The sequence below is a fragment of the Nocardia sp. CC227C genome (assembly GCF_030767025.1).
Classification (GTDB): domain Bacteria; phylum Actinomycetota; class Actinomycetes; order Mycobacteriales; family Mycobacteriaceae; genus Nocardia.
Genome location: NZ_JASITE010000012.1, coordinates 101,637 through 123,682 on the forward strand (window position 1 = coordinate 101,637; position 22,046 = coordinate 123,682).

At 69.9% G+C, this 22,046-nt stretch carries 17 protein-coding genes and 1 pseudogene; 3 read left to right on the plus strand and 15 right to left on the minus strand.

What is annotated here, in order from left to right:
- Positions 1-42: 42 nt before the first annotated feature.
- The 8 genes and pseudogenes from QMO76_RS23760 to QMO76_RS23795 all read right to left on the minus strand — a co-directional run.
- Positions 43-2,244, minus strand: coding sequence for a bifunctional SulP family inorganic anion transporter/carbonic anhydrase (locus QMO76_RS23760; RefSeq protein WP_306363544.1), 2,202 nt, complete (start codon positions 2,242-2,244; stop codon positions 43-45).
- A gap of 201 nt (positions 2,245-2,445) precedes the next feature.
- On the minus strand, positions 2,446-4,659 hold the full coding sequence (locus tag QMO76_RS23765; RefSeq protein WP_306363545.1) for a SulP family inorganic anion transporter: 2,214 nt from the start codon (positions 4,657-4,659) through the stop codon (positions 2,446-2,448).
- A 320-nt stretch (positions 4,660-4,979) separates the two neighbouring features.
- Positions 4,980-5,336 carry a hypothetical protein gene (locus tag QMO76_RS23770; RefSeq protein WP_306363546.1) on the minus strand — a complete coding sequence of 119 codons (357 nt, stop codon included), beginning with the start codon at positions 5,334-5,336 and terminating at the stop codon, positions 4,980-4,982.
- A gap of 325 nt (positions 5,337-5,661) precedes the next feature.
- Entirely contained in the window at positions 5,662-5,796 is a 135-nt protein-coding gene (locus QMO76_RS23775; protein ID WP_306363547.1) for a hypothetical protein, read from the minus strand.
- A complete protein-coding gene (gene trpA, locus QMO76_RS23780; protein WP_306363548.1) occupies positions 5,793-6,602 on the minus strand; it encodes a tryptophan synthase subunit alpha in 810 nt (269 codons plus the stop codon). The genes QMO76_RS23775 and trpA overlap by 4 nt, the downstream gene beginning before the upstream one ends.
- Positions 6,599-7,837: a tryptophan synthase subunit beta gene (trpB, locus tag QMO76_RS23785; RefSeq protein ID WP_306363549.1), complete on the minus strand. Its 1,239-nt coding sequence runs from the start codon at positions 7,835-7,837 to the stop codon at positions 6,599-6,601. Before trpB ends, trpA begins: the two co-directional genes overlap by 4 nt.
- Positions 7,838-7,967: 130 nt before the next feature.
- Positions 7,968-8,132, minus strand: a complete 165-nt coding sequence (trpM, locus tag QMO76_RS23790) for a tryptophan biosynthesis modulator TrpM (RefSeq protein ID WP_306363550.1) — start codon at positions 8,130-8,132, stop codon at positions 7,968-7,970.
- 57 nt (positions 8,133-8,189) lie between these two features.
- Positions 8,190-8,924, minus strand: a pseudogene (locus QMO76_RS23795) (M23 family metallopeptidase); the annotation flags it as partial.
- A 169-nt stretch (positions 8,925-9,093) separates the two neighbouring features.
- On the opposite strand from QMO76_RS23795, the gene QMO76_RS23800 reads away from it, so the two are divergent.
- Positions 9,094-10,608, plus strand: coding sequence for an MFS transporter (locus QMO76_RS23800; RefSeq protein ID WP_306363551.1), 1,515 nt, complete (start codon positions 9,094-9,096; stop codon positions 10,606-10,608).
- Between the two features lie 13 nt (positions 10,609-10,621).
- Here the strand turns inward: QMO76_RS23800 and QMO76_RS23805 are convergent, their stop codons facing one another.
- From QMO76_RS23805 to QMO76_RS23815, 3 genes are read right to left on the minus strand one after another with little or no spacing between them, the layout of a single operon-like run.
- Positions 10,622-11,593, minus strand: coding sequence for an alpha/beta hydrolase family protein (locus tag QMO76_RS23805; RefSeq protein ID WP_306363552.1), 972 nt, complete (start codon positions 11,591-11,593; stop codon positions 10,622-10,624).
- A gap of 39 nt (positions 11,594-11,632) precedes the next feature.
- The gene (locus QMO76_RS23810; protein WP_306363553.1) at positions 11,633-12,331 is read right to left on the minus strand and encodes a DUF6875 domain-containing protein; all 699 of its coding nucleotides are present in this window, start codon (positions 12,329-12,331) and stop codon (positions 11,633-11,635) included.
- Complete coding sequence (locus tag QMO76_RS23815; RefSeq protein ID WP_306363554.1) at positions 12,328-16,506, minus strand: amino acid adenylation domain-containing protein; 4,179 nt, start codon at positions 16,504-16,506, stop codon at positions 12,328-12,330. Before QMO76_RS23815 ends, QMO76_RS23810 begins: the two co-directional genes overlap by 4 nt.
- Positions 16,507-16,683: 177 nt before the next feature.
- On the opposite strand from QMO76_RS23815, the gene QMO76_RS23820 reads away from it, so the two are divergent.
- A complete protein-coding gene (locus QMO76_RS23820; protein ID WP_372342062.1) occupies positions 16,684-17,922 on the plus strand; it encodes an Ig-like domain-containing protein in 1,239 nt (412 codons plus the stop codon).
- Positions 17,923-18,170: 248 nt separating this feature from the next.
- Here QMO76_RS23820 and QMO76_RS23825 read toward each other — a convergent pair whose 3' ends face one another.
- Positions 18,171-18,593 carry an Hsp20/alpha crystallin family protein gene (locus tag QMO76_RS23825; protein WP_306363556.1) on the minus strand — a complete coding sequence of 141 codons (423 nt, stop codon included), beginning with the start codon at positions 18,591-18,593 and terminating at the stop codon, positions 18,171-18,173.
- A gap of 163 nt (positions 18,594-18,756) precedes the next feature.
- Between QMO76_RS23825 and QMO76_RS23830 the strand changes: the two genes are divergently transcribed.
- Positions 18,757-19,065, plus strand: a complete 309-nt coding sequence (locus QMO76_RS23830) for a MerR family transcriptional regulator (protein ID WP_306363670.1) — start codon at positions 18,757-18,759, stop codon at positions 19,063-19,065.
- A gap of 15 nt (positions 19,066-19,080) precedes the next feature.
- Here QMO76_RS23830 and ligD read toward each other — a convergent pair whose 3' ends face one another.
- The 3 genes from ligD to QMO76_RS23845 form a co-directional block, all read right to left on the minus strand.
- Positions 19,081-20,049: a non-homologous end-joining DNA ligase gene (gene ligD, locus QMO76_RS23835; RefSeq protein WP_306363557.1), complete on the minus strand. Its 969-nt coding sequence runs from the start codon at positions 20,047-20,049 to the stop codon at positions 19,081-19,083.
- Positions 20,050-20,092: 43 nt separating this feature from the next.
- A complete protein-coding gene (locus QMO76_RS23840; RefSeq protein WP_306363558.1) occupies positions 20,093-20,575 on the minus strand; it encodes a GtrA family protein in 483 nt (160 codons plus the stop codon).
- 78 nt (positions 20,576-20,653) lie between these two features.
- Entirely contained in the window at positions 20,654-21,895 is a 1,242-nt protein-coding gene (locus QMO76_RS23845; RefSeq protein WP_306363559.1) for a cytochrome P450, read from the minus strand.
- Between the last annotated feature and the right edge of the window lie 151 nt (positions 21,896-22,046).

Here is a 22,046-nt window from a genome sequence, read left to right on the forward strand (position 1 = left end):
GGCTCGAATCCGCGCCCATGCGATCGGCTACGCAACCCTCGTCTACACCCCGGCCAGCTCCGCTAGTTCAGGGTCGTCGATATCGGCGATATCCTCGGCGGTGACCTGGAGGACGCGGGCGGTGGCGATGTCGAAGAACAGACCCGCCACCGTGACACCGCGTTCGATGACGGCGCGGCGGACCTCCGGGTGGGTGAGCAGGGTTTCCACCTGGACCGCGACATTCACCATGCTCAGCTGGTCGGTTTCGTCGAAACCGGCGTTCGCGGCCGCGCGGGCCACCGGGTGGCCGAGGCGGTAGCGGTCCAGGCTGGGCAGGGCGTGGCGGAGCCAGTCGCCGAGGCCGGGGCCGTCGGGTATGCCGGTGCGCAGCGCCTTCATGGCGCCGCAGCCGGAGTGACCGCACACCACCAGGTGTTCGACGCGCAGCTCGTGGAGCGCGAAGGCGACGGCGGCCTCCAGGGAGGTGTCGCGGCCGTGGCCGGGCACCAGGTTGCCGACATTGCGGACGGTGAACAGGTCACCGGGACCGGTGTTGGTGATGACGTTCGGGACGATCCGTGAGTCGGCACAGGTGAGGAAGAGCGAGTGCGGCGCTTGGCCGTCGCGCAGTTCGTCCAGGTGCGGGCGCACCACATGGGCGTTGCGGCGGTGGTAGGCGGCGATGCCAGCGGTGATGGGGTTGCGTTCGGTGTCCCGCCACGGCCGCAGCACATCGTCGAGCAGGCCGCGGGCGTGTCCGCGCTCGGGCGGGCCGGCCAGGGCGCGCGCCATGTCCACGGTGCCCAACTCCACGAATTCCACTGTGCCGCCGGTGCTTTCGTGTTGGCTCGCCCAGTCCTGGATGGCTTCGTAGGCGGCGTGGTCGAGGAAGTCGACGCTCAGTTCCAGCAGCACGTCGGCTCCGGCGGGCACCTTCGCCAGTTCGGCGGAGAGCCGGGGCAGCGCCAGGAAGGTGCAGGTGCCCTCGACCCGGACCACCCAGCGGGCGGCGTCCACCTGCTCGGCCGACACCACCACCCGCACCACGCGCCACAGCAGCAGCGCGAAGGCCAGGCCCAGCCCGATGAGCACGCCCTCGAGCAGGTTCAGGAACACCACGCCCGCGACGGTGACCAGGTAGACCAACAGGTCGCCGGTGCGCTTGGCGAGACGGATGTGGGCGAGCTTCACGAGCTGGATGCCGACCACGATGAGCAGGCCCGCCAGCACGGATTTGGGAATCTGCTCGACGACGCCGACCAGCGCCACCGAGAAGACCAGCACCCAGATGCCGTGCAGCAGAGCCGAAGCCCGGGTCCGCGCTCCGGCCTGCACATTGCTGGCCGAGCGCACGATAACGCCGGTCACCGGCAGCCCGCCGAGCAGGCCGGAGGTGGTGTTGGCCACGCCCTGGGCCACGAGTTCACGGTCGAAGTTGGTGCGCGGGCCGGTGTGCATCTTGTCCACGGCCACCGCGCACAGCAGGCTCTCCACGCTCGCGATGAGGGCGATCGTCAATACCGCGAGCACCACCGCGGCCCAGTTCCCGCTGGGCAGCTCGGGCAGGCCGATGGCGTCGAACAGCGAGCCGCTCAGCGCGATGCGCTCCACATCGGCGGGCACCGCCAGCGACAGCAGCGTGCCGACCAGCACGGCCACCAGCGGTCCGGGCACCACGCGGATCCTGGCGGGTAGGTACTTCCAGCCCAGCATGATGGCGATGACAACGCCGCCGATGAGGACGTCGATGCCGTGCAGGTTGATCAGCCGGGTCGGCAGTTCGGTGATATTGGCCAGTGCCGAACTCTGCGACGATCCGCCCAGCAGCACGTGCACCTGCTGGAGGGCGATGGTGATGCCGATACCGGCGAGCATGGCGTGCACCACCACCGGCGCGATGGCGAGCGCGGCGCGGGCGATTCGACTGAGCCCGAACAGGATTTGCAGCGCACCCGCCGCAGCGGTAATGAAACAGGCTGTCTTCCAGCCGAATTGGTTGATGGTTTCGGCGACTACCACGGTCAGGCCGGCGGCCGGGCCGCTGACCTGTAGGACGGAACCACCGATCATGCCCACCACCACGCCGCCGACCACGGCGGCGATGAGTCCGGCGGCGATGGGCGCGTCGGAGGCGACGGCAATGCCGAGCGAGAGCGGCAGAGCGACCAGGAATACCACGAGTGACGCGGGCAGATCGTGGCGCAGCAGCGATTGCCAGCGGGATTCACCGGAACTTTGCCGCGCGACGGTGTCGAGGGACATACTTCTCCTTCACCAGGTCTGACGAGGTGACCCGGACGATGTCGAACAAGGGCATCGAGGAAAGCGGTTTGCGGGCGACGTTGACCACAAGATCGCCGGGAAGTGAAGGCAAGGCTAAGGGTAAAGACTAAGCAAAGCCTGAGAAAAACTGTGTAGCAATGAAAATGGTGCGTGAACGTCCTGTATCCACGCCCGCCCCGCTCACACCGGCTGCGCCGAAACCCGACGTCCGACGTCGTCTATCTCGGCGATTCCGTGCACGGTGATCTCCACCACGCGTGCGGTGGCGATATCGAAGAACAAGCCCGACACCACCACTCCGCGCTCCTCGATGCCGCGCCGCACCACCGGGTGCGCGCAGAGGGTCTCCACCTGAACGGCCACATTCACCATGGCGAGCTGATCGACCGGACCGAATCCGGCGGCCGCCGCGGCCATTGCCACGGGGTGACCCAGCCGGTAGCGGTCCAGACTCGGCCGGGCGTGGGCCAGCCAGGCGTCGAGGCCCGAATGCGTCACCGAGTCACCGAGCAGGGCTTCCATGGCTCCGCAGCCGGAGTGCCCGCACACCACCACCGACCGGATATCGAGCTTGTCCAGTGAGTAGATGAGAGCGGCCTCGACCGAGGCGTCACGTCCGTCCGCGGGAATCAGATTCCCGACATTGCGGACCGTGAACAGATCACCCGGACCGCTGTTGGTGATGACATTCGGCACGATGCGGGAGTCGGCGCAGGTCAGGAAGATCGAATGCGGTTCCTGCCCGTTGCGCAGCTCGCCCAGGTGCGGGCGCAGCACATGCGCGTGATTGCGGTGGTAGGAGGCGATGCCCGCGACAATGGGATCGGCGCGGCGGGCGGTGCGCCGCCAGGGGCCGAGCACCTCGTCGAGCATGCGCCGGGCATGGGCGCGCGTCGGCGGTCCGGCGGTGGCGCTGGCCATGCGGACCGGTCCCATCTCCACGAATTCCACGGTGCCGCCAGCGGCTTCATGCTGACCGGCCAAGTCGTGGATGGCTTCGTAAGCGGCGTGGTCGAGGTAGTCGACACTCAGCTCGACCAGGACGTTCGCACCGGGCGGGACCTTGGCGAACTGCGCGGAGAGCTTGGGCAGGGCCAGGAAGGTGCAGGTGCCCTCGATGCTGATCATCCAGTTGCCGCTGCCGGGGACGCTCATGGTCGTGACCGTGACTCGGACCACGCGCCACAGCAGCAGCGCGAAGGCCAGGCCCAGGCCGGCCAGCACGCCCTCCAGCAGGTTGAAGAACACGACGCCGAGGACGGTGCCCGCGTAGACGACCGATTCGCCGGTGCGGTGCGCGAGTTTTATATCGGCCAGCTTCACCAGTTGCACGCCGACGACGATGAGCAAACCCGCCAGTGCGGCCGTCGGAATCTGTTGCACCACACCGACCAGCGCCACCGAGAACAGCAGCAGCCAGATACCGTGCAGGATCGCGGACGCTCGACTGCGCGCTCCCGCCCGCACATTGGTGGCCGACCGCACGATGACACCCGTGACGGGCAGCCCACCGAGCAGACCCGAGGTGACATTGGCCGCCCCCTGCGCCATGAGCTCCCGGTCGAAGTTGGTGCGCGGGCCGGTGTGCATCTTGTCCACCGCCACCGCCGAGAGCAGGCTCTCCACACTCGCGATGAGGGCGATGGTCAGCACCGCGAGCACCACCGCGCCCCAGTTCCCACTGGGCAGCTCGGGCAGGCCGATGGCGTCGAACAGCGAGCCGTTCAACACGATTCGGTCCACCTGCCCCGGGATCACCAGCGACAGCACGGTTGCCACCACCACCGCCACCAGTGGCCCCGGCACCGCGCGCACACGGCGCGGCACGTACCGCCAACCGACCATGATCACGATCACCACGCCGCCGATGAGCACCGCCGATCCGTGCATGTTCAGCAACTGCCCCGGCAACTGCACGATATTGCGCAGCGCACTGCTCCCCGACGATCCGCCCAGCAGCACGTGCACCTGCTGCAACGCGATGGTGATGCCGATACCGGCGAGCATGGCGTGCACCACCACCGGCGCGATGGCCAGCGCCGCCCGCGCGATCCGACTGAGCCCGAACAGAATTTGCAGCACACCCGCCGCTGCGGTAATGAAACAAGCTGTCTTCCAGCCGAATTGGTTGATGGTCTCGGCCACTACCACGGTCAGCCCCGCCGCCGGACCGCTCACCTGCAGGGCCGAGCCGCCCAGCAGCCCCACCACCACGCCGCCCACCACCGCGGCGATGAGCCCCGCGGCGATCGGCGCACCGGAGGCGACCGCGATTCCGAGCGAGAGCGGCAGGGCGACGAGAAAGACCACGAGCGAGGCCGGGAAGTCCCGGCGCACCAGGACGGCGAAACCCGGTAGCGACGTCCGGACGGCTGGGTCGGTGTCGGTCGACATATCTCTCCTTCGCCGAATCGGCTCGGCCGATCCGGTTCATCGGTCAACATGTACTGGCATCGAGCGCGGGCGGGCGAAGCTGTAGAGCTGACCGATCGCGGACCGCCGTAGCGGATCCGGACGAAGGTCGACTCAATCGTAAAGAATCAGCAAAGACCATGGAAAGAATCGACTAGAACCGCTATCGAACTGTGACCTGCGCCACCACCAGCCCGGCTACGACCCGGGATCGCTGCCCGGGGCGCACGCGCGTGGTGCCGCCGTCCGGACCGAGAGACTCCCGGTCGCCCCGTCGGCGACCGGGACATCCGCCGCGATAGCTAGCGACGGTCGTCGGAGGTGGGGTCGCAGCGCCAGGACAGTTCGGCCATGCGGCTGCGGTAGTCCGCCGCGTCGAGGCGACCGGCCAGACGCTCCGCGAGGAGGGCGTTCTCGACCTCGAGGGCGGGCCAGACCTGTCCGCGGTCGGCCCAGTCGGCGGTGAGTTCCGGGGGGATTTCCATGACCTGCTCCAGCGTCGAAGAATTGTCGGAGAACGGAGTGCGGGCGAGTCGCGTCGTGGAGCGGCGATCGTCGGCACCCGAGTACCGCCTCCACCGGGGTTCCACCCATTTCCACCACCCGAACACCACCACGAATGCGCTGACGGCGGCCAGTGCGATGCCTGTGAAAATCATTCCTCGCTCCTCCCAACCGTCGATCGCGGTCGTGATGGAGTGAGTGTCCGCCGCCGACACCGCGCGGCAGTGGAATCCGGGCCCCGCCGCATCGACGAAGGTCACCTGTTTCGAGGTCTCACGCATCACGCCGGACCGCAGCCCAACGGTCATCCTGGTAGTGCCGCACCAGCGTCAGCCCAAACAGGCCGAGCGGGAATCGAGGCCGGATGGATACGCATCGCGAGTCCGGGAGCATCGTCGTCGGTGTCGACGGCTCCGGTACCGCACCCGTTGCCGCACACTGGGCGGCCTCTCACGCCGAGGCTCCGCGCACCGCTCGTGATCAGCCGCCGCGCATCGGCACGGCGCGAACCGTGCCGAACAGGCCCGTGGGGACGCCGAGTGCGGTGCCGCTGACCGGACCGGCCCCCGCCCACGCATCACCCGATCCACCCCGCACGGACACGGTTCGGGTCACCCTTGCACACCCTCCGCGAGTTCGCTGACGAACTCCCGGACGGCCGCGCAGCCGGCGCTCACGTCGGCCGCGTCGAGTACGGCGCGCACCAGGGCGGCTCCGACGATCACGCCGTCGGCGTAGGCCGCGACCGCGGCGGCACGGGCGGAGTTCGTGATGCCGATGCCGACGCAGACCGGCAGGTCGGTGACGGTTCGGAGGCGGCGTACCAGGTCGGCGGCGGTGCCGCCGAGCGATCCGCCGGAGCCGGTGACGCCCATGAGTCCGGCGGCGTAGACGAAACCCGTACCGGCCGTGGTGATCTCGTGCAGCCGTTCGGTGCTGGTGCTGGGTGCGACCACGAAGACGGTGGCGAGGTCGTGGGCGGCCGCGTGGGCGCGCCACCGGGCGGACTCCTGGACGGGCAGGTCGGGCAGGACGCAGCCCGCACCGCCCGCGGCGGCCAGTTCGGCGGTGAAGCGTTCGATACCGTAGCGGGAGATGGGATTCCAGTAGGACATCACCAGCACGGGCTTGCCGGTGGCGCGGTGGGTCTCGCGCACCGTGCGCAGTACGTCACCGATGCGGGTGCCGCCGCGCAGGGCGATATCGGCGGCGGTTTGGACGGTGGGGCCGTCCAGTACCGGATCACTGTGCGGCAGGCCGACTTCCATGATGTCGGCTCCGCTGTTCAGGGCCGCCGTGATCGCGGCGACACCACCGTCGACGGTGGGGAATCCGGCGGGCAGGTAGGTGATGAGCGCGGCCCGGCGCTCCCGTTTCGCCCGGGCGAGCGTATCGGTCAGCAGCTGGATGTTCCCGGTCACCGCCGCTCCTCCCCCGCCTCGTTCATACCGAAATACCGTGCGGCGCTGTCCATATCCTTGTCGCCGCGCCCGGACAGGCTCACCAGCAGCAGCCCGTCCGGCCCGATTTCCCGGCCCACCTCGAGTGCTCCGGCGAGTGCGTGCGCGGTCTCGATCGCCGGAATGATGCCCTCGGTCGCGGACAGCAGCCGCAACGCGTGCATGGCGGCGGCGTCGGTGATCGGGCGGTATTCGGCGCGGCCGCTGTCGTGCAGGTGCGCGTGTTCGGGGCCGACGCCCGGATAGTCGAGTCCGGCGGAGATGGAATGCGCCTCGGCGATCTGCCCTTCCTCGTCCTGGAGGACATAGGAGCGTGATCCGTGCAGGATGCCGGGTTCACCGGCGGTCAGGGTGGCCGCGTGCCGACCGGTGTCGACGCCGTGACCGGCTGCCTCGCAACCGATCAGCCGCACATCGTCGGCGAGGAAGGGATGGAAGAGTCCGATCGCGTTGGAGCCGCCGCCCACGCACGCGACCGCCGCGTCGGGCAGCCTGCCGGTCCGCTGGAGCAGTTGGCGGCGCGCCTCCACCCCGATCACCCGCTGGAAGTCGCGGATCATGGCGGGGAAGGGATGCGGCCCGGCTACCGTGCCGAAGATGTAGTGCGTGCTGTCGACGTTCGCGACCCAGTCCCGGAAGGTCTCGTTGATGGCGTCCTTCAAGGTGCGCGATCCGGTGGTGACCGGGACGACTCGCGCGCCCAGCATGCGCATCCGTGCCACATTGAGCGCCTGCCGCCGGGTGTCGACCTCGCCCATGTAGACGGTGCAGTCGAGGCCGAACAGCGCACAGGCGGTGGCGGTGGCCACCCCGTGCGATCCGGCCCCGGTTTCGGCGATGACCCGGGTCTTGCCCATGCGGCGCGTGAGCAGCGCCTGCCCGAGCACATTGTTCACCTTGTGCGATCCGGTGTGGTTGAGATCCTCGCGTTTGAGGAATATCCGTGCCCCGCCCGCGTATTCGGCGAATCGGCGCGCCTCGGTGAGGGCGGTGGGCCGTCCCGCGTAGTCGGCGAGCAGTCGCTCCAGGTCGCCGACGAAGGCGGGGTCGGTTCGGGCCTTGTCGTATTCGACGGCGACCTCGTCGACGGCGGCGACCAGCGCCTCCGGAATGAAGACGCCCCCGAAGGCACCGAAATACCCTGCGGTGTAGGGAAATTGGTCCGGCGGTGCCGGGAAGAAGAAGTGGTTGTCCATATCGGCATGCTCCTGAGCCGGGAGGTGTCCCGGTGTGGCGTGGCTGAAGGGTCACGAGAACGCGCCGCGCACAGCGAAAGCACCCGATAGCACGGGGAGAGCCGACGAGGCCGGGAAACGGATCGCTCCCTCAGACACCCCGCCCGATGCGCGGCGCGCCGAGCCATCGCATCCCGTCGACCTGGCCGGGCTCGGCCCCGATCACGAACCGCACCCGCCGTCCGTGCACCCGTCGCGCGGGCGCCCGGCAGCCGCGCGGGCGGCATCCGGGGGCGAGGCGGACGGCGAGGGACATGGCCCGAGCCTAACCCATGCGAGACCTGACCCGTGCGAGACCGGCCCGGTACACGGCTCAGTCGCGTTCGGGTCCGAGGGAGATGCCGCGGCTGGCCAGCCACGGCAGCGGGTCCACCTTGTCGGATCCGTTCAGCCACACCTCGAAATGGCAGTGCGGTCCGGTGGAGAAGCCGCGATTACCGACCGTGGCGATCTGGTCACCGGCCAGTACCGGCTGCCCCACCGAGACGGTCGTCGTGTCGACGTGGCCGTATACGGTGATGGTGCCGTCATCGTGCAGCAGCCGCACCCACATGCCGAAGCCGGAGGCGGGTCCGGCGCTGATCACGACCCCGTCCTCGACGGCGTAGATGGGCGTTCCGATCGGCGCGGCCACGTCGACGCCCAGATGCTGTGCACCCCAGCGCATTCCGAAGCCCGAGGTGAACACGCCCTCGGCGAATTTCACGAACAGCGGCCGCAGGCCCGCCGTCGCCCGCGCCTCCGCGTCGGCGGCGAAGTGCCGCCCGTTCTCCAGAATGGCCTGGAACTGCGAGAGGTCCTCCACCGGCGGCTCGTTCAGGATTTCGGGGAAGTGCGCGTCGGTGCCGGTGTGCTGGGCGGGCGGCATCCCGGCGATCTCTCCGGCGGTCTGCTGGGCGTGCACGCCGACGTCGAGGCGCTCGCGGGCCGATGCCTCCTGCATTCCGGCCTGCGCGGCCGCGAACGCCGCGCCGAGTGCCACCGCCACCACCACGGCCCGGCCCTTCAGCGCGCCGATGGGCGAGGGCTTGCGATGCCGGCCCGGTCGGCGCGGCACCCGGCCATGGTCATGGGAATACCTGAAAACGCTGTCCCGCACCGAAACCGAACCTCCTACCCGACCCGCTCCACGCAGGCGTTCCCGCAGCGGCCCGCCCCTTTCCACCACCGGTCACGCCCGACCCTGATTCGGGTGCGAGACCCTACCACCCGAACCTGTGAACCCCGGGGACATGAATATCGGCTATCCGACCGCAATTCGAGTACGGTCCACGAATATCGACTTCATCTGCCACTATGCTCAGCGAATCGACACACCGAAGGGTTACCAGAAATTCGCCGTCGGCGAGCGGGCTGGCGGCGAGACCGCGGCGTGGCTGGCCTTCACCGGCTGCCTGATCGCGGTGTTCATGCAGATGGTCGACGGCACCATCGTCACCACCGCGCTGCCCAGCATCACCGCGGATCTGTCGGCCTCACCACGAGCGCAGCTGCTGGTGGTGTCCGGGTACGCCCTGGCCTTCGCGTGCACCCTGCTCACCGCCGCGCGACTGGGTGAGCTGCTGGGACGGCGCACACTGTTCCTCGCCGCGACGGCGGCGTTCACGGCGACCTCCGTGTGGTGCGGAATCTCGGGCAGCGCGGCCGAACTCGTCGCGGCCCGGGTGGCACAGGGCATCGCCGCGGCCGGGATGGCGGCCCAGACCATCGCCATCGCCACCGCCGGCTTTCCGCGAGCCCGCCTGCCACAGGTGTTCGCCGTGTACGGCGCGGTGGCCGGATTCGCCGGAATGCTCGGGCCGATACTGGGCGGGGCGCTGGTCACGGCCGATCCGTTCGGACTGGGATGGCATGCGATCTTCCTGATCAACCTGCCGCTGGGGCTCGTCACCTTGGCGCTGGCGCTGCGCTATCTGCGGCTGGGCCGCCCGCCCCGGCGCGAACGGCTCGACCCGGGCGGTGCGGCACTGTCCACCGCGAGCCTGTTCGTGCTGCTCTGGGCGCTCACCGATATCCAGCAGTACGGCTGGCGGCCGGTGCCGCTGGCGCTGATCGCGGTGGCCGCGGGCGGCGTGGCCTTCTTCCTGGCACAGCAACGGCGGGCGGCCGCCCGCGGCAACCCGCTGGTGCGCTTGGACCTGTTCGCCGATCGCGGCTTCCGCCTGGGTTCCGGACTGGTGACCGTATTCTTCGGCCTGTTCACGGCTTTCGTCTTCGCGGTGTCGATCACCCTGCAGGAGGTGCTGCGGTTCACGCCGTGGCGCACCGGGTTGTTGATGACGCCGTTCGCGGTCGGCGCCTGCGCGGGTGCACTGGCCTCACCGATGCTGGTGCGGCGCTGGGGAATTCGCGTACTTGCGACGGGGATCATCGGCTTCGGGGTGTGCGTCGCGGTCGGTGCGGCCTACCTGCGGCTGACCGGCGGGGCGGTATCCGTCCCGCTGGTGATCGGCCCGGTTCTGCTGGCGGGCGTCGGCGTCGGCGTCTTCTGTGTGCCGCTGCAACCGGTCATCCTGTCCCGCCTGGACCAGCGGCAACTGGATTCGGCCTCGGGTCTGCTGCCGACCATCGAGCAGATCGGCAACGCGCTCGGGCTCGCGCTGCTGAGCGCGGTGTTCTTCCGCTCGCACACCCTGTCGGGCAGTGTCACCATGTTCACCGCCATCGCGGTGGTGGCGGTGGCGACGGGGGTGGCGAGCCTCGCCCTGCCCGAGCCGCCGGACCGGCGCTGAGCCGCCGCACCCGCTACACGCCGAGCGCGGCGGCGAACAGCGGCCAGGAATCGTGCAGGTCGTCCTGCCAGTACGGCCAGGCGTGGGTGCCGTTGCGATGCACCACGGTGGCCGGAATGCCCAGTGCGGCCAGGCGGTCGGTCAGGGAGTTGGTGCAGCTGCGCACCACCGATTCCATGCCGCCGCCGACCAGCAGACGGTCCGCGAGCCGACCGGCGTCGCCGCCGATGGAGGGATCGGTCAGGGTGTCGTGCACCCCGGCCGCGCCATTGCCCGACGAGATGTAGAGCGCCACCCCGCGCAGCCGTTCGGCATTGAGCACCGGATCGTGCGCCGCCCAGGCGGGATGGTCGCCGCCACCCCACATATTGTCGGCGTTCGCGCCGAACAGCCGCAGCTGCGAATGCACGTACGCGCGGGCCATCGGGTCACTGGTGCGCGGGCAGCCGCTGTAGGAACCCACGGCCTGGTACCGGCCCGGTGCCTCGATGGCCAGGTTGAGCGCCGAGGTCGCCGACATGGAGGTGCCCGCGACGGCATTGCGGCCCGTCATGCCGAAGTGGTTCTCCAGCAGTGGCGGCAGTTCGTGGATGAGGAAGGTGGACCACTTGTTGCGGCCCAGGACCGGATCATCGGCGACCCAGTCCGAATAGTAGGAGGCGTGTCCGCCGATCGGCTGGATCACATTGACCGGTTTGTCGGCGAAGAAATGCGCGACATCGGTGCGATTGGTCCACGGACCGCCGGTTTCGCCGCCGTCGACCGCATTGAGCAGATACAGCGCGGGCGCGGGATGACCCGGATGCGACACCCAGACCGGAATGGTGCGATTCATGGCCGCCGAATAGACGTGGACTTCGAACTGCCGCCCACCGAGGGGGCGCACGTCCACGATCACGGATCCGGGATCCGCGGTCGCCGGTATCGGCAACAGCACAGCGAATACGGCGAACAGGACGACCAGACAGCGCGTGAGCCGGTGCATAGCTGGGAGTATCCCTTGTTGGAGGCCGATTGTGTGTGATCAACGGGCATGTTCGTCGGCGGAATGCACGCGCAAATCGGTAATATCGCCCGCCGCCGAGCCATTCACCAGCATTCGCTCCGCGATCGCCCACCGCAGTTTGCGCGGCAGATCCGGGGCGAAACGGGTGAAGTACGCGTAGAGCCAGTCGGTTCGGGCCACCAGGAAGGGAAAGTCGGTGCTCATCATCGGCCGCAGCACCAGCATGGGCACCGGGGCGTCGAGCGGATGGAAGTCGCGATTCCACAGTCCCGGCACCGCGCATCCGGGATAGAACTGTCCCAGCATCAGTCCCTGGCCGACGATCTCGGTCTTGCGCGCCGCGTGCACGGAATCGATCAGGCCGTGGCGCGTCAGGCCGGGGAACAGCGTGATGAGGGTCGAGCGTGCCGTATCGGACGGATTCTCCTGTCGCAGCGCGCGATACACCTCGAAGGCGTCGTCGAGGACACGGTGCATCCGGTCCTCGGTCAGCGCGTCGCCGCCGGGGGCGCAACCGGCCCACACCGACCGCCGGTCGGCACTGTGCCGCACGAAGGGGCACACCGGTCCCGGCCGCCCCAGTTCGGGATGCGGCTGGGCCAGATGATCGGCCATCCATCCGACGAGGGCGGCGGCGGCCGGACCCTGCCGCTCCCATGCCCCGGGATCGGCGTACACATTCCACCAGTGCACGCCCGAGCGCGGCCCGACCCTCATCGGGAGTCCGCCCCGTCGAGATGCGCGGCCAGCAGCGGGCCGATGGCCGCGACGACATCGGCATTGCACAATTGCGCGTGGGTGGCGTCGACGGGGTGTTCGACGAGCGCGCCGGTGACGTGCGGACGCCACATCCGCGCGTCGAGTCCCGCGGTCATGCCGCGGGTGGCCGAGAAGTACAGCAGGTCGCCGTCGAAGACGCCGGGGCGGTAGCCGTGCGAGAGGCGGACACCGTCGACGTAGCCGCGATGCAGGCGGGTCAGCTGCTCGGCGGTCAGGCCGGTACCGAACGAGGCGGCGGCGGTGGCCAATTCGGCGGCCGCTTCCTCGGCGGTGAGGTCGGGTAGTTCGTCGGCGTCCTCGGGTTCGTCGCCGAGCAGATGGGTGAGCAGATCGCGCATGCGCGGCACCGGCGGTGGCGGCATGTCGTCGGGGAAGTCGACGCTGTCGAGCATGGCGAGAGTGGCGACGTCGGCCCCGCGCGCCCGCAGCCGCACGGCGACGGCGTGTGCGATCTGGCCGCCCAGCGACCAGCCCAGCAGGTGATATGGGCCGTCCGGCGACACCCGCACGATCTCGTCCACGTAGCCGTCGGCCAGTTCGTCGATGGTCGCTCCGGCGCGCGGTTCACCCGCCAGGGTCAGCGCTTGCAGCCCGTAGACGGGGCGGTCGGGCAGCTGGCGGGCCAGGCCGGAATAGCACCAGGCCAACGGGACCGCGGAGTGCACGCAGAACAGCGGCGGCCGGGTCCCGCCGCGGCGCAGGGTGAGGACCGCGCCGAGGGCGTCGTCGGTGGCGGCCGCGCCCTCGTGGTCGTCCAGGCGGGCGGCCAGTTCCCGCACCGTGGGGGCGGTGTAGAGCCAGCGCACGGTGACCGGCAGGCCGGTGGCGGTGGCCAGCTCCGCCGAGAGTGCCACGCCCAGCAGGGAATCGCCGCCCAGCTCGAAGAAGTCGTCGTCGAGGCCGGCCCGCTCGGCACCGGTGATCGCCGCGAACCGCGCGGCGACGAGCCGCTCGGACTCCGATTCCGGGGTGCGGTAGGGCCGCTGCGGTGTCGGCGGCGGGGGCAGAGCGGCGCGGTCCACCTTGCCGTGCGCGGTGACCGGCAACTCGTCGAGTTCGACCAGTTGCGCGGGCACCAGTGCGGCGGGCAGCAGTTCACGCAGCCGCCGGACGATATCGGCGTGGTCGAGCCGCATGCCCCGGGCGGCCACGATATAGCCGATCAGCCGGATGCCACGCGGCCCGTCGTGCGCGGTGACCGCGGCCTGTGCGATCTCGGGCAGTGCGGTGAGCGCGGCCGCCACCTCCGCCGGTTCCGCGCGACGGCCGCGCACGCTGAGCTGATCGTCGGCGCGGCCGAGGAATTCGAGCGCACCGTCGCCCGCCGCCCGCACCAGGTCGCCGGTGCGGTAGACGCGGCCTCCGCCGCCGAACGGATCGGCGACGAAGCGTTCGGCCGTCGCCCCCGGGCGGCCGAGATACCCGTGTGCGACACCGGGGCCGCCCAGGTACAGCTCGCCTCGCCCGCACGGCGGGGCCGGGCGCAGCCCGCGGTCGAGGATCAGGGCCCGCACTCCCGGCAGCGGCGGACCGATCGACACCGGAGCGTCGGCGGCGAGCGCCCGCGATTGCGTTGCCATGACCGTGGTTTCGGTGGGCCCGTAGCCGTTGCACAGCCGCAGCGCCGGAGCCCAGCGCCGCACCAGGTCGGCCGGGCAGGCTTCACCGCCCACCACCGCCACCCGCAGGTGCGGAACCTGTTCCGGGGTGAGGGTCGCCAAAACCGCCGGGGTGGTGAGGAAGTGGGTGATGGCGGCGCTGTTCAGCAGTGCGGCGAGTTCCGCGCCCGCCACCACCGCGGGCGGTTCGATCACCAGCCGGGCACCGGCCGCGAAGGCGGCCAGCAGTTCCAGCAGGTGCGCGTCGAACGACGGGGCGTGCGCGTGCAGGACGCGCGAATCACGCCCCACCCCATAGTGTTCGACAATGTAGTCGGTCAGCGGTCCGAGCCCGCGGTGGGTGACGGCCACCCCCTTCGGCGTGCCCGTGGTACCCGAGGTGTAGATGAGATACGCGGGATGGCCCGGGTGCAGCGGCCGAATCCGCTCGGCATCGGTGACCGGCGCGCCGGAATACCGCTCCACCCGTCCGTGCGCGGCGGGTTCGTCCAGCGCCAACCAGGTAGGCCCCGAGGGCAATTCGGCGTGAACGGAGGTCACGGTCAGCCCGAGGCACGCACCGCAATCCGCCGCCACCGTCGCCAGCCGCCGTGCCGGATCGTGCGGATCGAGGGGGACGAAAGCCGCGCCGGTCTTCGCGATCGACCACAGGGCGAGAACCGATTCCGCCGATCGCGGTATCGCTACGAGAACGAAAGATCCCGGCCCCGCGCCGGATTCGATGAGTACCCGCGCCCATTGCGAGGACAGCCGGTCGAGGTCGCGATACGTCCACGACCGCCCGCCGTCCTGCACCGCTATCGAAAGGCTCCGATTCGAGGCCACCACCCCGACGCCGGGTCCATGGACCGCGGGGCGCGCCTCCCCGGAATCCTCGGCCCGCTCGCGCGCCTTCTCGGAATCGTCGGCCCTACACCATGGCTTCCCGGGGCGATCAGCCCTGCCCCGCGTCTCCCCCGCACCGCCGAGCGGGCCGTTCTCGACACCATCGGCGTGATTCCCGCTGTTGCCGACCCGCATGCCGCCGCGCACGCCGTCCCCGTCCACGCCGTCCGCGCGCAGGGCGGCGCGCAGCAGATCCGGGAGCAGGCGGTCGGCACGCACCGGCCGCGTCGCCGGGAGCACGGGTGCGGGGTCCAGGCTTCGTACCGGCCGCCCCGGGTCGGCGAGGAAGCGGTCGAGATAGTCCAGGAATCCCCGATGATGCGCGGTCAGTGCCTCGGCGGAGTACAGCTCCGGATTCCCCTGCATGCCAATGGTGATGGAACGGTCGTCGGGGCCGAGCTGATAGCCGTTGACCAGCAGATCCTCCACCGGCCCGAGCGCCAACAGATGGACGTGCGCGGTGAGCGCGCCCATGCGCAGCGGTTCGGCGGCTCCGAGCATATTCACCACGGGACCGAAACCACCTCGCGCGGTGTGATTCTCGCCGCGATCGCGCTGGATGTCCTCGTAGCGGTAGCGCTGATGCCGCAGCGCCCCCACCAGCCGCGCCCGCACCCGCCCGACCGCCTCCGCCACGGTGGCATCGCGGAAGTCGCCGAGCCGCAGCGGAACCACATTGGATACCGATCCGGCCGACCGGCGCAGCGCCGCCGTCGACCGTGCCGCCACCGGCAGGGAGAGCAGCACCTCGTCCGAACCGGTCATGGCGGCCAGATAGCAGGCGAAAGCCGCGATGGTCAGTTCGGGGAAGGTGTATCCGCCCTGCCTGAAGATCGTGAGCCGGTCCGCCGTCATCGGCGGCAGCGCGGCCGCCACCCGGTGCGGCGGGCGCGGCCGGGCGGCCGGGCGGCCCGCCAGCCGCACCGGTTCGGCCAGGCCCGCCACCTGTTCCGACCAGTACTCGCGGTCGGCGCGGGCGCGGGGCGAGGCGGCGTAGGCGCGCTCCTCGTCCAGCAGTTCGGCAATGGTCAAGGGGCCGTGCCGCGAGTTCTCGGGGGCGCGGTCCGACTCGGCCCCCTCGGCGGCGTACAGCTCGACGGTCCGGCGCAACAGCACCGCCGCGCCGATTCCGTCCAGCACGATGTGATGACTGCGCAGATACAGCAGATGCGTGTCGGGCCGCACCCGCAGCAGGGTGGCGACGGTCAGCGCATCGGTCAGCAGATTCAGCGGTGCGGTGTGGTCGCGCTCCATCCGCTCCCGGGCGACGGCGACCGGGTCGGCGCACGCGGTCAGATCCGCACAGCCCATCGGCGCGAAGGCGTCCGGGTCCAGGAACTGCCGGGGGTGACCGTCCATGATCCGGAACCGCACATGCGGCGACTGCAACTCCCACGCCGCCCGCGCCGCGCACTCCCGCAGCCGCTCGGCCCGCAGCGGGCCGCGCAACTCCAGGTACATGGCGACGGTATTGGGCACCTCCGGATACAGCTGCTGGGCCACCCACCAGCGCAGCTGGGCCACCGACAGCGCCAGCTCGGTCGGCACGGCACGGGGTGTCGCCGCGGCGGATCGTGACAGTTCCACGTCTCCATCGGCTCGCGCCAACGTGCCTCCTCACGCCCCGAGCAGCAGTGTTCGAACCGTTCCGCTGGCAACCTACGGCATGGAACGGCCGCGACCGGGGAGGAACCGCCGGGCCGCCCGGTCGAGGAACGGTGTCGGTTGCGCGACGGAACGGTGGAGTCACCGCCCGTCGGCGTGTCGGCGGGCGCGCCGTACTCGATGCTGACCGCGGAGACGGACCCGACGAAGGGGAGGTGCGCGGTGGGATTGCGACGGCGTGAGCTGCTGGTCGGGCTGGCCGGTGCGAGCGGTTTCGCCCTCGCGGGCTGTGCGCGGCAGCCGGAACCGGCCCCGCCACCGGTGCCCGCCGCCATCCGCTTCGATCCCCCGCCGGATGCCCGCGACGTCGACGCCCGCACCCCCGCGCGCGTCACGGTCACCGACGGGACCGTGCGCTCGGTGGAATGGATCGACGAGACCGGCCGCCCGCTACCCGGCGCACCGGCCCCCGACAACCGCTCCTGGACGAGCACGGAACCGCTCGGCTACGGCCACACCTACACCGTCCGGGCGGTCGCCGACGGCGCCACCGGCACGGTCACCGCCACCTCGACCTGCGCCACGGTGGTGCCCGATCGGCTGGTGGATGTCTCGCTGCGGTCCGGCAATCTGGTCGAGCTGTCCGAGAACGACGTCTACGGCGTCGGTTTCGTCCTCGCCGCCCGGTTCGACGAACCCGTGGACCGCGTGGCCGCCGAACGCCGGCTGCGCATCGTCACCGAACCGGCCGTCACCGGTGCCTGGTACTGGCTCGACGACCGCAACGCGCACTGGCGGCCCGAGCACTACCACGCGCCCGGCACCCGGATCACCGTCGCCGCCGATCTCTTCGGCGCACCGCTCGGCGACGGCGCGTACGGTCTGCGCGATCAGCGGGTGTCGGTGCTCATCGGCCCCGCCCACGTCGCCATCGCCGACGACGACACCAAACATATCGAGGTCTTCGACAACGGCACCCTGGTGCGCACCATGCCGACCTCCATGGGTATGGGCGGCACCGCGGTGGTCGACGGCACGGCGCTGTCCTTCTGGACCCGCCCCGGCACCTACACCGTGCTGGACCGCCACCATCCGGTGACCATGGACTCCTCCAGCTACGGCCTGCCCGTGAACTCCCGGCTCGGCTACCGCTCCACCATCGACCACGCGGTCCGGATCAGCCACGACGGCATCTTCGTGCACGCCCTCGCCGAAAGCATGTGGGCACAGGGCAATACCAACGTCTCCCACGGCTGCCTGAACCTCTCCCCCGCCGACGCCGCCTGGTTCTACGACTTCGTCATCCCCGGCGACGTCGTGGAGGTCCGCAATACCGGCGGCGACCCGCTCGACATCTGGCAGGGCGGCGACTGGACCATCCCGTGGCCGCAATGGCTGGACGGCGGCGCGAGCGCCTGACCGCCACGTCGCCGCCGTCGAACACCACCTCCGCGAAGTCTGCTCGACAACCGGATCTCACCTCTCGCATGGACCTGCCCCGGCCGCTCCGACCCGCCCGCGGGCCGGATCGCTCATCCGGCGGCGGGCGGGTGTCATCACGGTGTTCCACCATGACTCCAAGGGGCTGGGCTCGGGCCAGTGCACCACCGGCACGGCGTCGGGATCGGTTGCGGCCGTGCGGGTTCCGAACGCGGACACGACGCCGGTCAGGCGTTGATGGCCTGGTGCTCGCGATCGTGGCGAGTGACCTCGATCTTGCGGGGCTTGGCCTGCTCGGCGACCGGGATGGTCAGCCGCAGCACGCCGTCGCGGTAGTCGGCCTGGATGCGATCGGTGTCGAGGTTCTCCCCCAGGAACAGCTGGCGGCTGAAGACGCCGCGACCGCGTTCCGCGGCGATCATCGAGCGACCCGCGTCCAGTTCCGGACGGGAGGCGCGCACGGTGATCACATTGCGCTCGACATCCAGGTCGAGGGAGTCCGGGTCGATACCGGGCAGATCGAATTCCACGAAGAACTCGTCGCCGTCACGCCAGGCATCCATCGGCATCACGGCCGGTCGGGCTGATGTGCCGAAAACCTGTTGCGTCAGTCGATCCAGGTCACGGAAGGGATCGGTACGCATCAGCATGGTCGCCACCTCCAACTCACTCCATTCTCGATCGAAGAGTTATCAGATAATCTGTGTCATCTGACAGAGATATTATTTAGCACTCTAGCCATGAGAGTGCAAGACCGATGGAAAGGTAATCTCAGGGCAGGCGATCATGCGGGAGAACGGGGAGACGAACAGGATGCTGGGGCGCGAGCAGGGCCACTTTCCGCCGTCGGGACAGGCGGTGTACGCGATCTCGGTGGCCGCCGAACTCTCCGGCGTCGGGGTGCAGACATTGCGCCTGTACGAGCAGCACGGACTGATCACCCCCGCGCGCAGCGCCGGAGGCACGCGGCGCTACAGCGGTGACGACCTCGCCCGGCTCGCGCGCATCATCGCCTTGGCCGGGGAGGGCATCAATCTGGCCGGGATCGGACGCATTCTCGAACTCGAGGACGCCAACTCCGCCCTCGCCGCCGAGCGCGATCGGTTGCGCGACCAGCGGTAGCGGTCGGACTCCGGCTCAGTCGTCGGCGTCGAGGTCCACCTCGACCCGGTCACGGTCGGCCCGTTCCAACAGCGGCGCGATATCGAAGACCGCATCGTCGATTCCGGCGTGCAGATCGCCCAGTTCCGCATAGCGGGCGGGCACCGTGGCCATGGTGAAGTCGCGCGGATCGAGCTCCGGGATCTCCGCCCAGCGGACCGGGGTGGAGACCGTCGCCGCCGCCACGCCGCGCACCGAGTACGCCGCCGCGATGGTGTGGTCGCGCGCGTTCTGGTTGTAGTCGACGAAAAGCATGGCCGGATCGCGGTCGCGCCGCCACCACGCGGTGGTCACATCGTCCGGGGCGCGGCGTTCCACCTCTCGCGCGAAGGCGAGGGCGGCCCGGCGCACCTCCTGGAATCCGTACCGCGGATCGATGCGCACGTAGACGTGCAGTCCTTTGCCGCCGGAGGTCTTCGGCCAGCCGACGGCACCGAGTTCGTCGAGTATCTCGTGCACGACACCGGCCACCCGCCGCACCCGCGACCACGGGCAATCCGGCATGGGGTCCAGGTCGATCCGCCATTCGTCGGGCAGTTCGGTGTCGAAGCGCCGGGAGTTCCAGGGATGGAACTCCACGGTCGACATCTGCACCGCCCAGATCACGTCGGCAAGCTTCTCGACGCACAGCTCGTCGGCGGTGCGGCCGTAGCGCGGGAAGGACAGCCGCACGGTGGGAATCCAGTCCGGGGCGCCGCCCGGCAGCCGCTTCTGGTGCACCTTCCCACCGGGCAGACCCTTGGGAAAGCGGTGCAGCATGCACGGCCGGTCGCGCAGCGCGTTGACGATGCCGTCGCCCACGCTCAGGTAGTACCGCACCAGATCGAGCTTGGTCGCCCCGGTCTCGGGGAAGTACACCCGATCCGGATTCGATACGCGCACCGTGTGCTCGCCGACCGTCAACTCCACGGCGGACGTCGACTTACTGGCCACCCGTCCGACCATAACGGGCGAATCGCCCGGCGCATACGACAACACGGGATCCGGGTCAGCGGCGAAAGACCAACCAGCGCATACAGGCGTACAGGTAGAGGCCCTCGCCGAGGCCGCCGACGATGCGGGCCAGGTGGTATTCCACCCCGAGGGCCGCCAGACCGCTGGTGACGCCGAGGATGAACACCAGGTAGTTCACCGTGACCACCACGACGTAGACGGCCAACTGGGGGCCGACGGGAGCGTGCGAGGAGAAGTTGAGCACCCGGTTCAGCAGGAAGCTGGTGGCGAACGCCGTGACGTACCCGAGGGTCACCGAGATCGGCAGCGGCATGCCCAGTCCACCGTGCAGGGCGGTGATCAGCAGCAGGTCGAGGGTGAAGGTGCAGGCGCTCACCAGCAGGTAGCCGACGAAGGTGGGCGGCACCACGCGGGCCAGCCCGAACGGCAGGCGAGCGGCCACGCCCCGGCTCAGCCGGTGGAACCACCGCACCGCGGGTGAGTCCGCGGGCCGCGCGGCCGTCGTCTCGATCCACACCCACCTCACGGTGTCAGTGGCAGGTGGCGACCGGGTGATCAGGAGGCCAACGGCGGCTGTGCGGTCGGTGTGTCCGCGCTACCAGGGCTCCGGTAGCGGCGGGGACGGCGTGAAGGTGACCGGGAGCGCGGTCAAGGCGCGGTGGAAAGGTCCGGGCCGCCAGGTCAATTCGGCGGTCGGGACCGCCAGGCTGATGTCCGGGAGGGCATCGAGCAGCTGGTCGATGGCCTCCTGGGCGATCAGATACGCCAGCGAACTGGCGGGACAGGCGTGCGGTCCGGCTCCGAAGGCCAGATGTGAGCGGTTGCCCGCGAGCTGGCCGGTGCGGATCTCCGGATCGGTATTGCACGCCGCCATGCTGATGACCACCGGCTGATGCGCGGGCAGCCAGACATTGTCGAGCACGACGGGCTGACGCGGGAAGCTGATGCAGAAGTTGGCCATCGGAGGATCGTCGAACAGCACCTCGTCCAGTGCGTCCCGGGTGGACAGGCTGCCGCCCAGCACATCTCCGCCGAATCGGCCGTCGACCAGGATCAGCAGCAGCGCGTTGACGATCAGGTTCTGCTGCGGCTCGATGCCCGCGCCGTAGAGGGTGGCCAGTTGATGCACCATCTCGATATCGCTGAGGTCGGCGGGATGGTGCAGCAGCCGGGTGGTGATGTCGTGGCCGGGTTGCGCCCGCTTCTGCTGGGCCAATCGCGACAGCGCGTCCACGAGCAGGCTGTTGCCGCGCTCCGCGCCGACGCCCTCGAAGATGGCGCGCAACCCCTCGGCCGCCTGCGCGGCGATATCGACCGGACAGCCGAGCAGATGATTGAGCACATCGAATGCCAGCGGAAAGGCGTAGTCGCGCACCAGATCCGCCGCCCCCGTCACGCAGATCTCATTGATGAGCGGTACCGCGATCTGCTCCACGATGCCCGGCAGCGCGAACTGGTCGATACCGGCCAGACCGGCGGTATTGGCCTGCCGGTAGCGCGCGTGCGCGGTTCCGGCATTGCGCAGGGCATTGGGCCGCCACTGCATCATGGGCAGAACCGGACAGTCGGCGGGCACATTCTCCTGCCATACCCGCGGATCCGCCGGAAAACGGTCCGGATCATTGAAGATTCGCACCGCCGTGCGATATCCGAGCACCAGGGTGGCGGGTATGCCCGGGGCCAATTCCACGGGTGCCATCGCCCCGAACTGCTGCCGCATCTCGCGGTAGGCCCGATGCGGGTCCGCGGCGAATTCCGGAGCGTACAGCGGTACGCGCGGGCCGACCACCTCGAACGGCGCGGTATGCGACGGATGGACGGGCAGCGAATCTGACATCGACAAGTGACTCCCTGTGGCGCACGACACCTCACCGCTGCCGAACACCGCATATCCCGGACGCGGACCGGGGGCCACCCTACCGACGCGGTCGGCCGAATGTGCCGAAATCGCCGAGGATTTCTCGTGCAAGCCCCCTAGGCGAAAATCC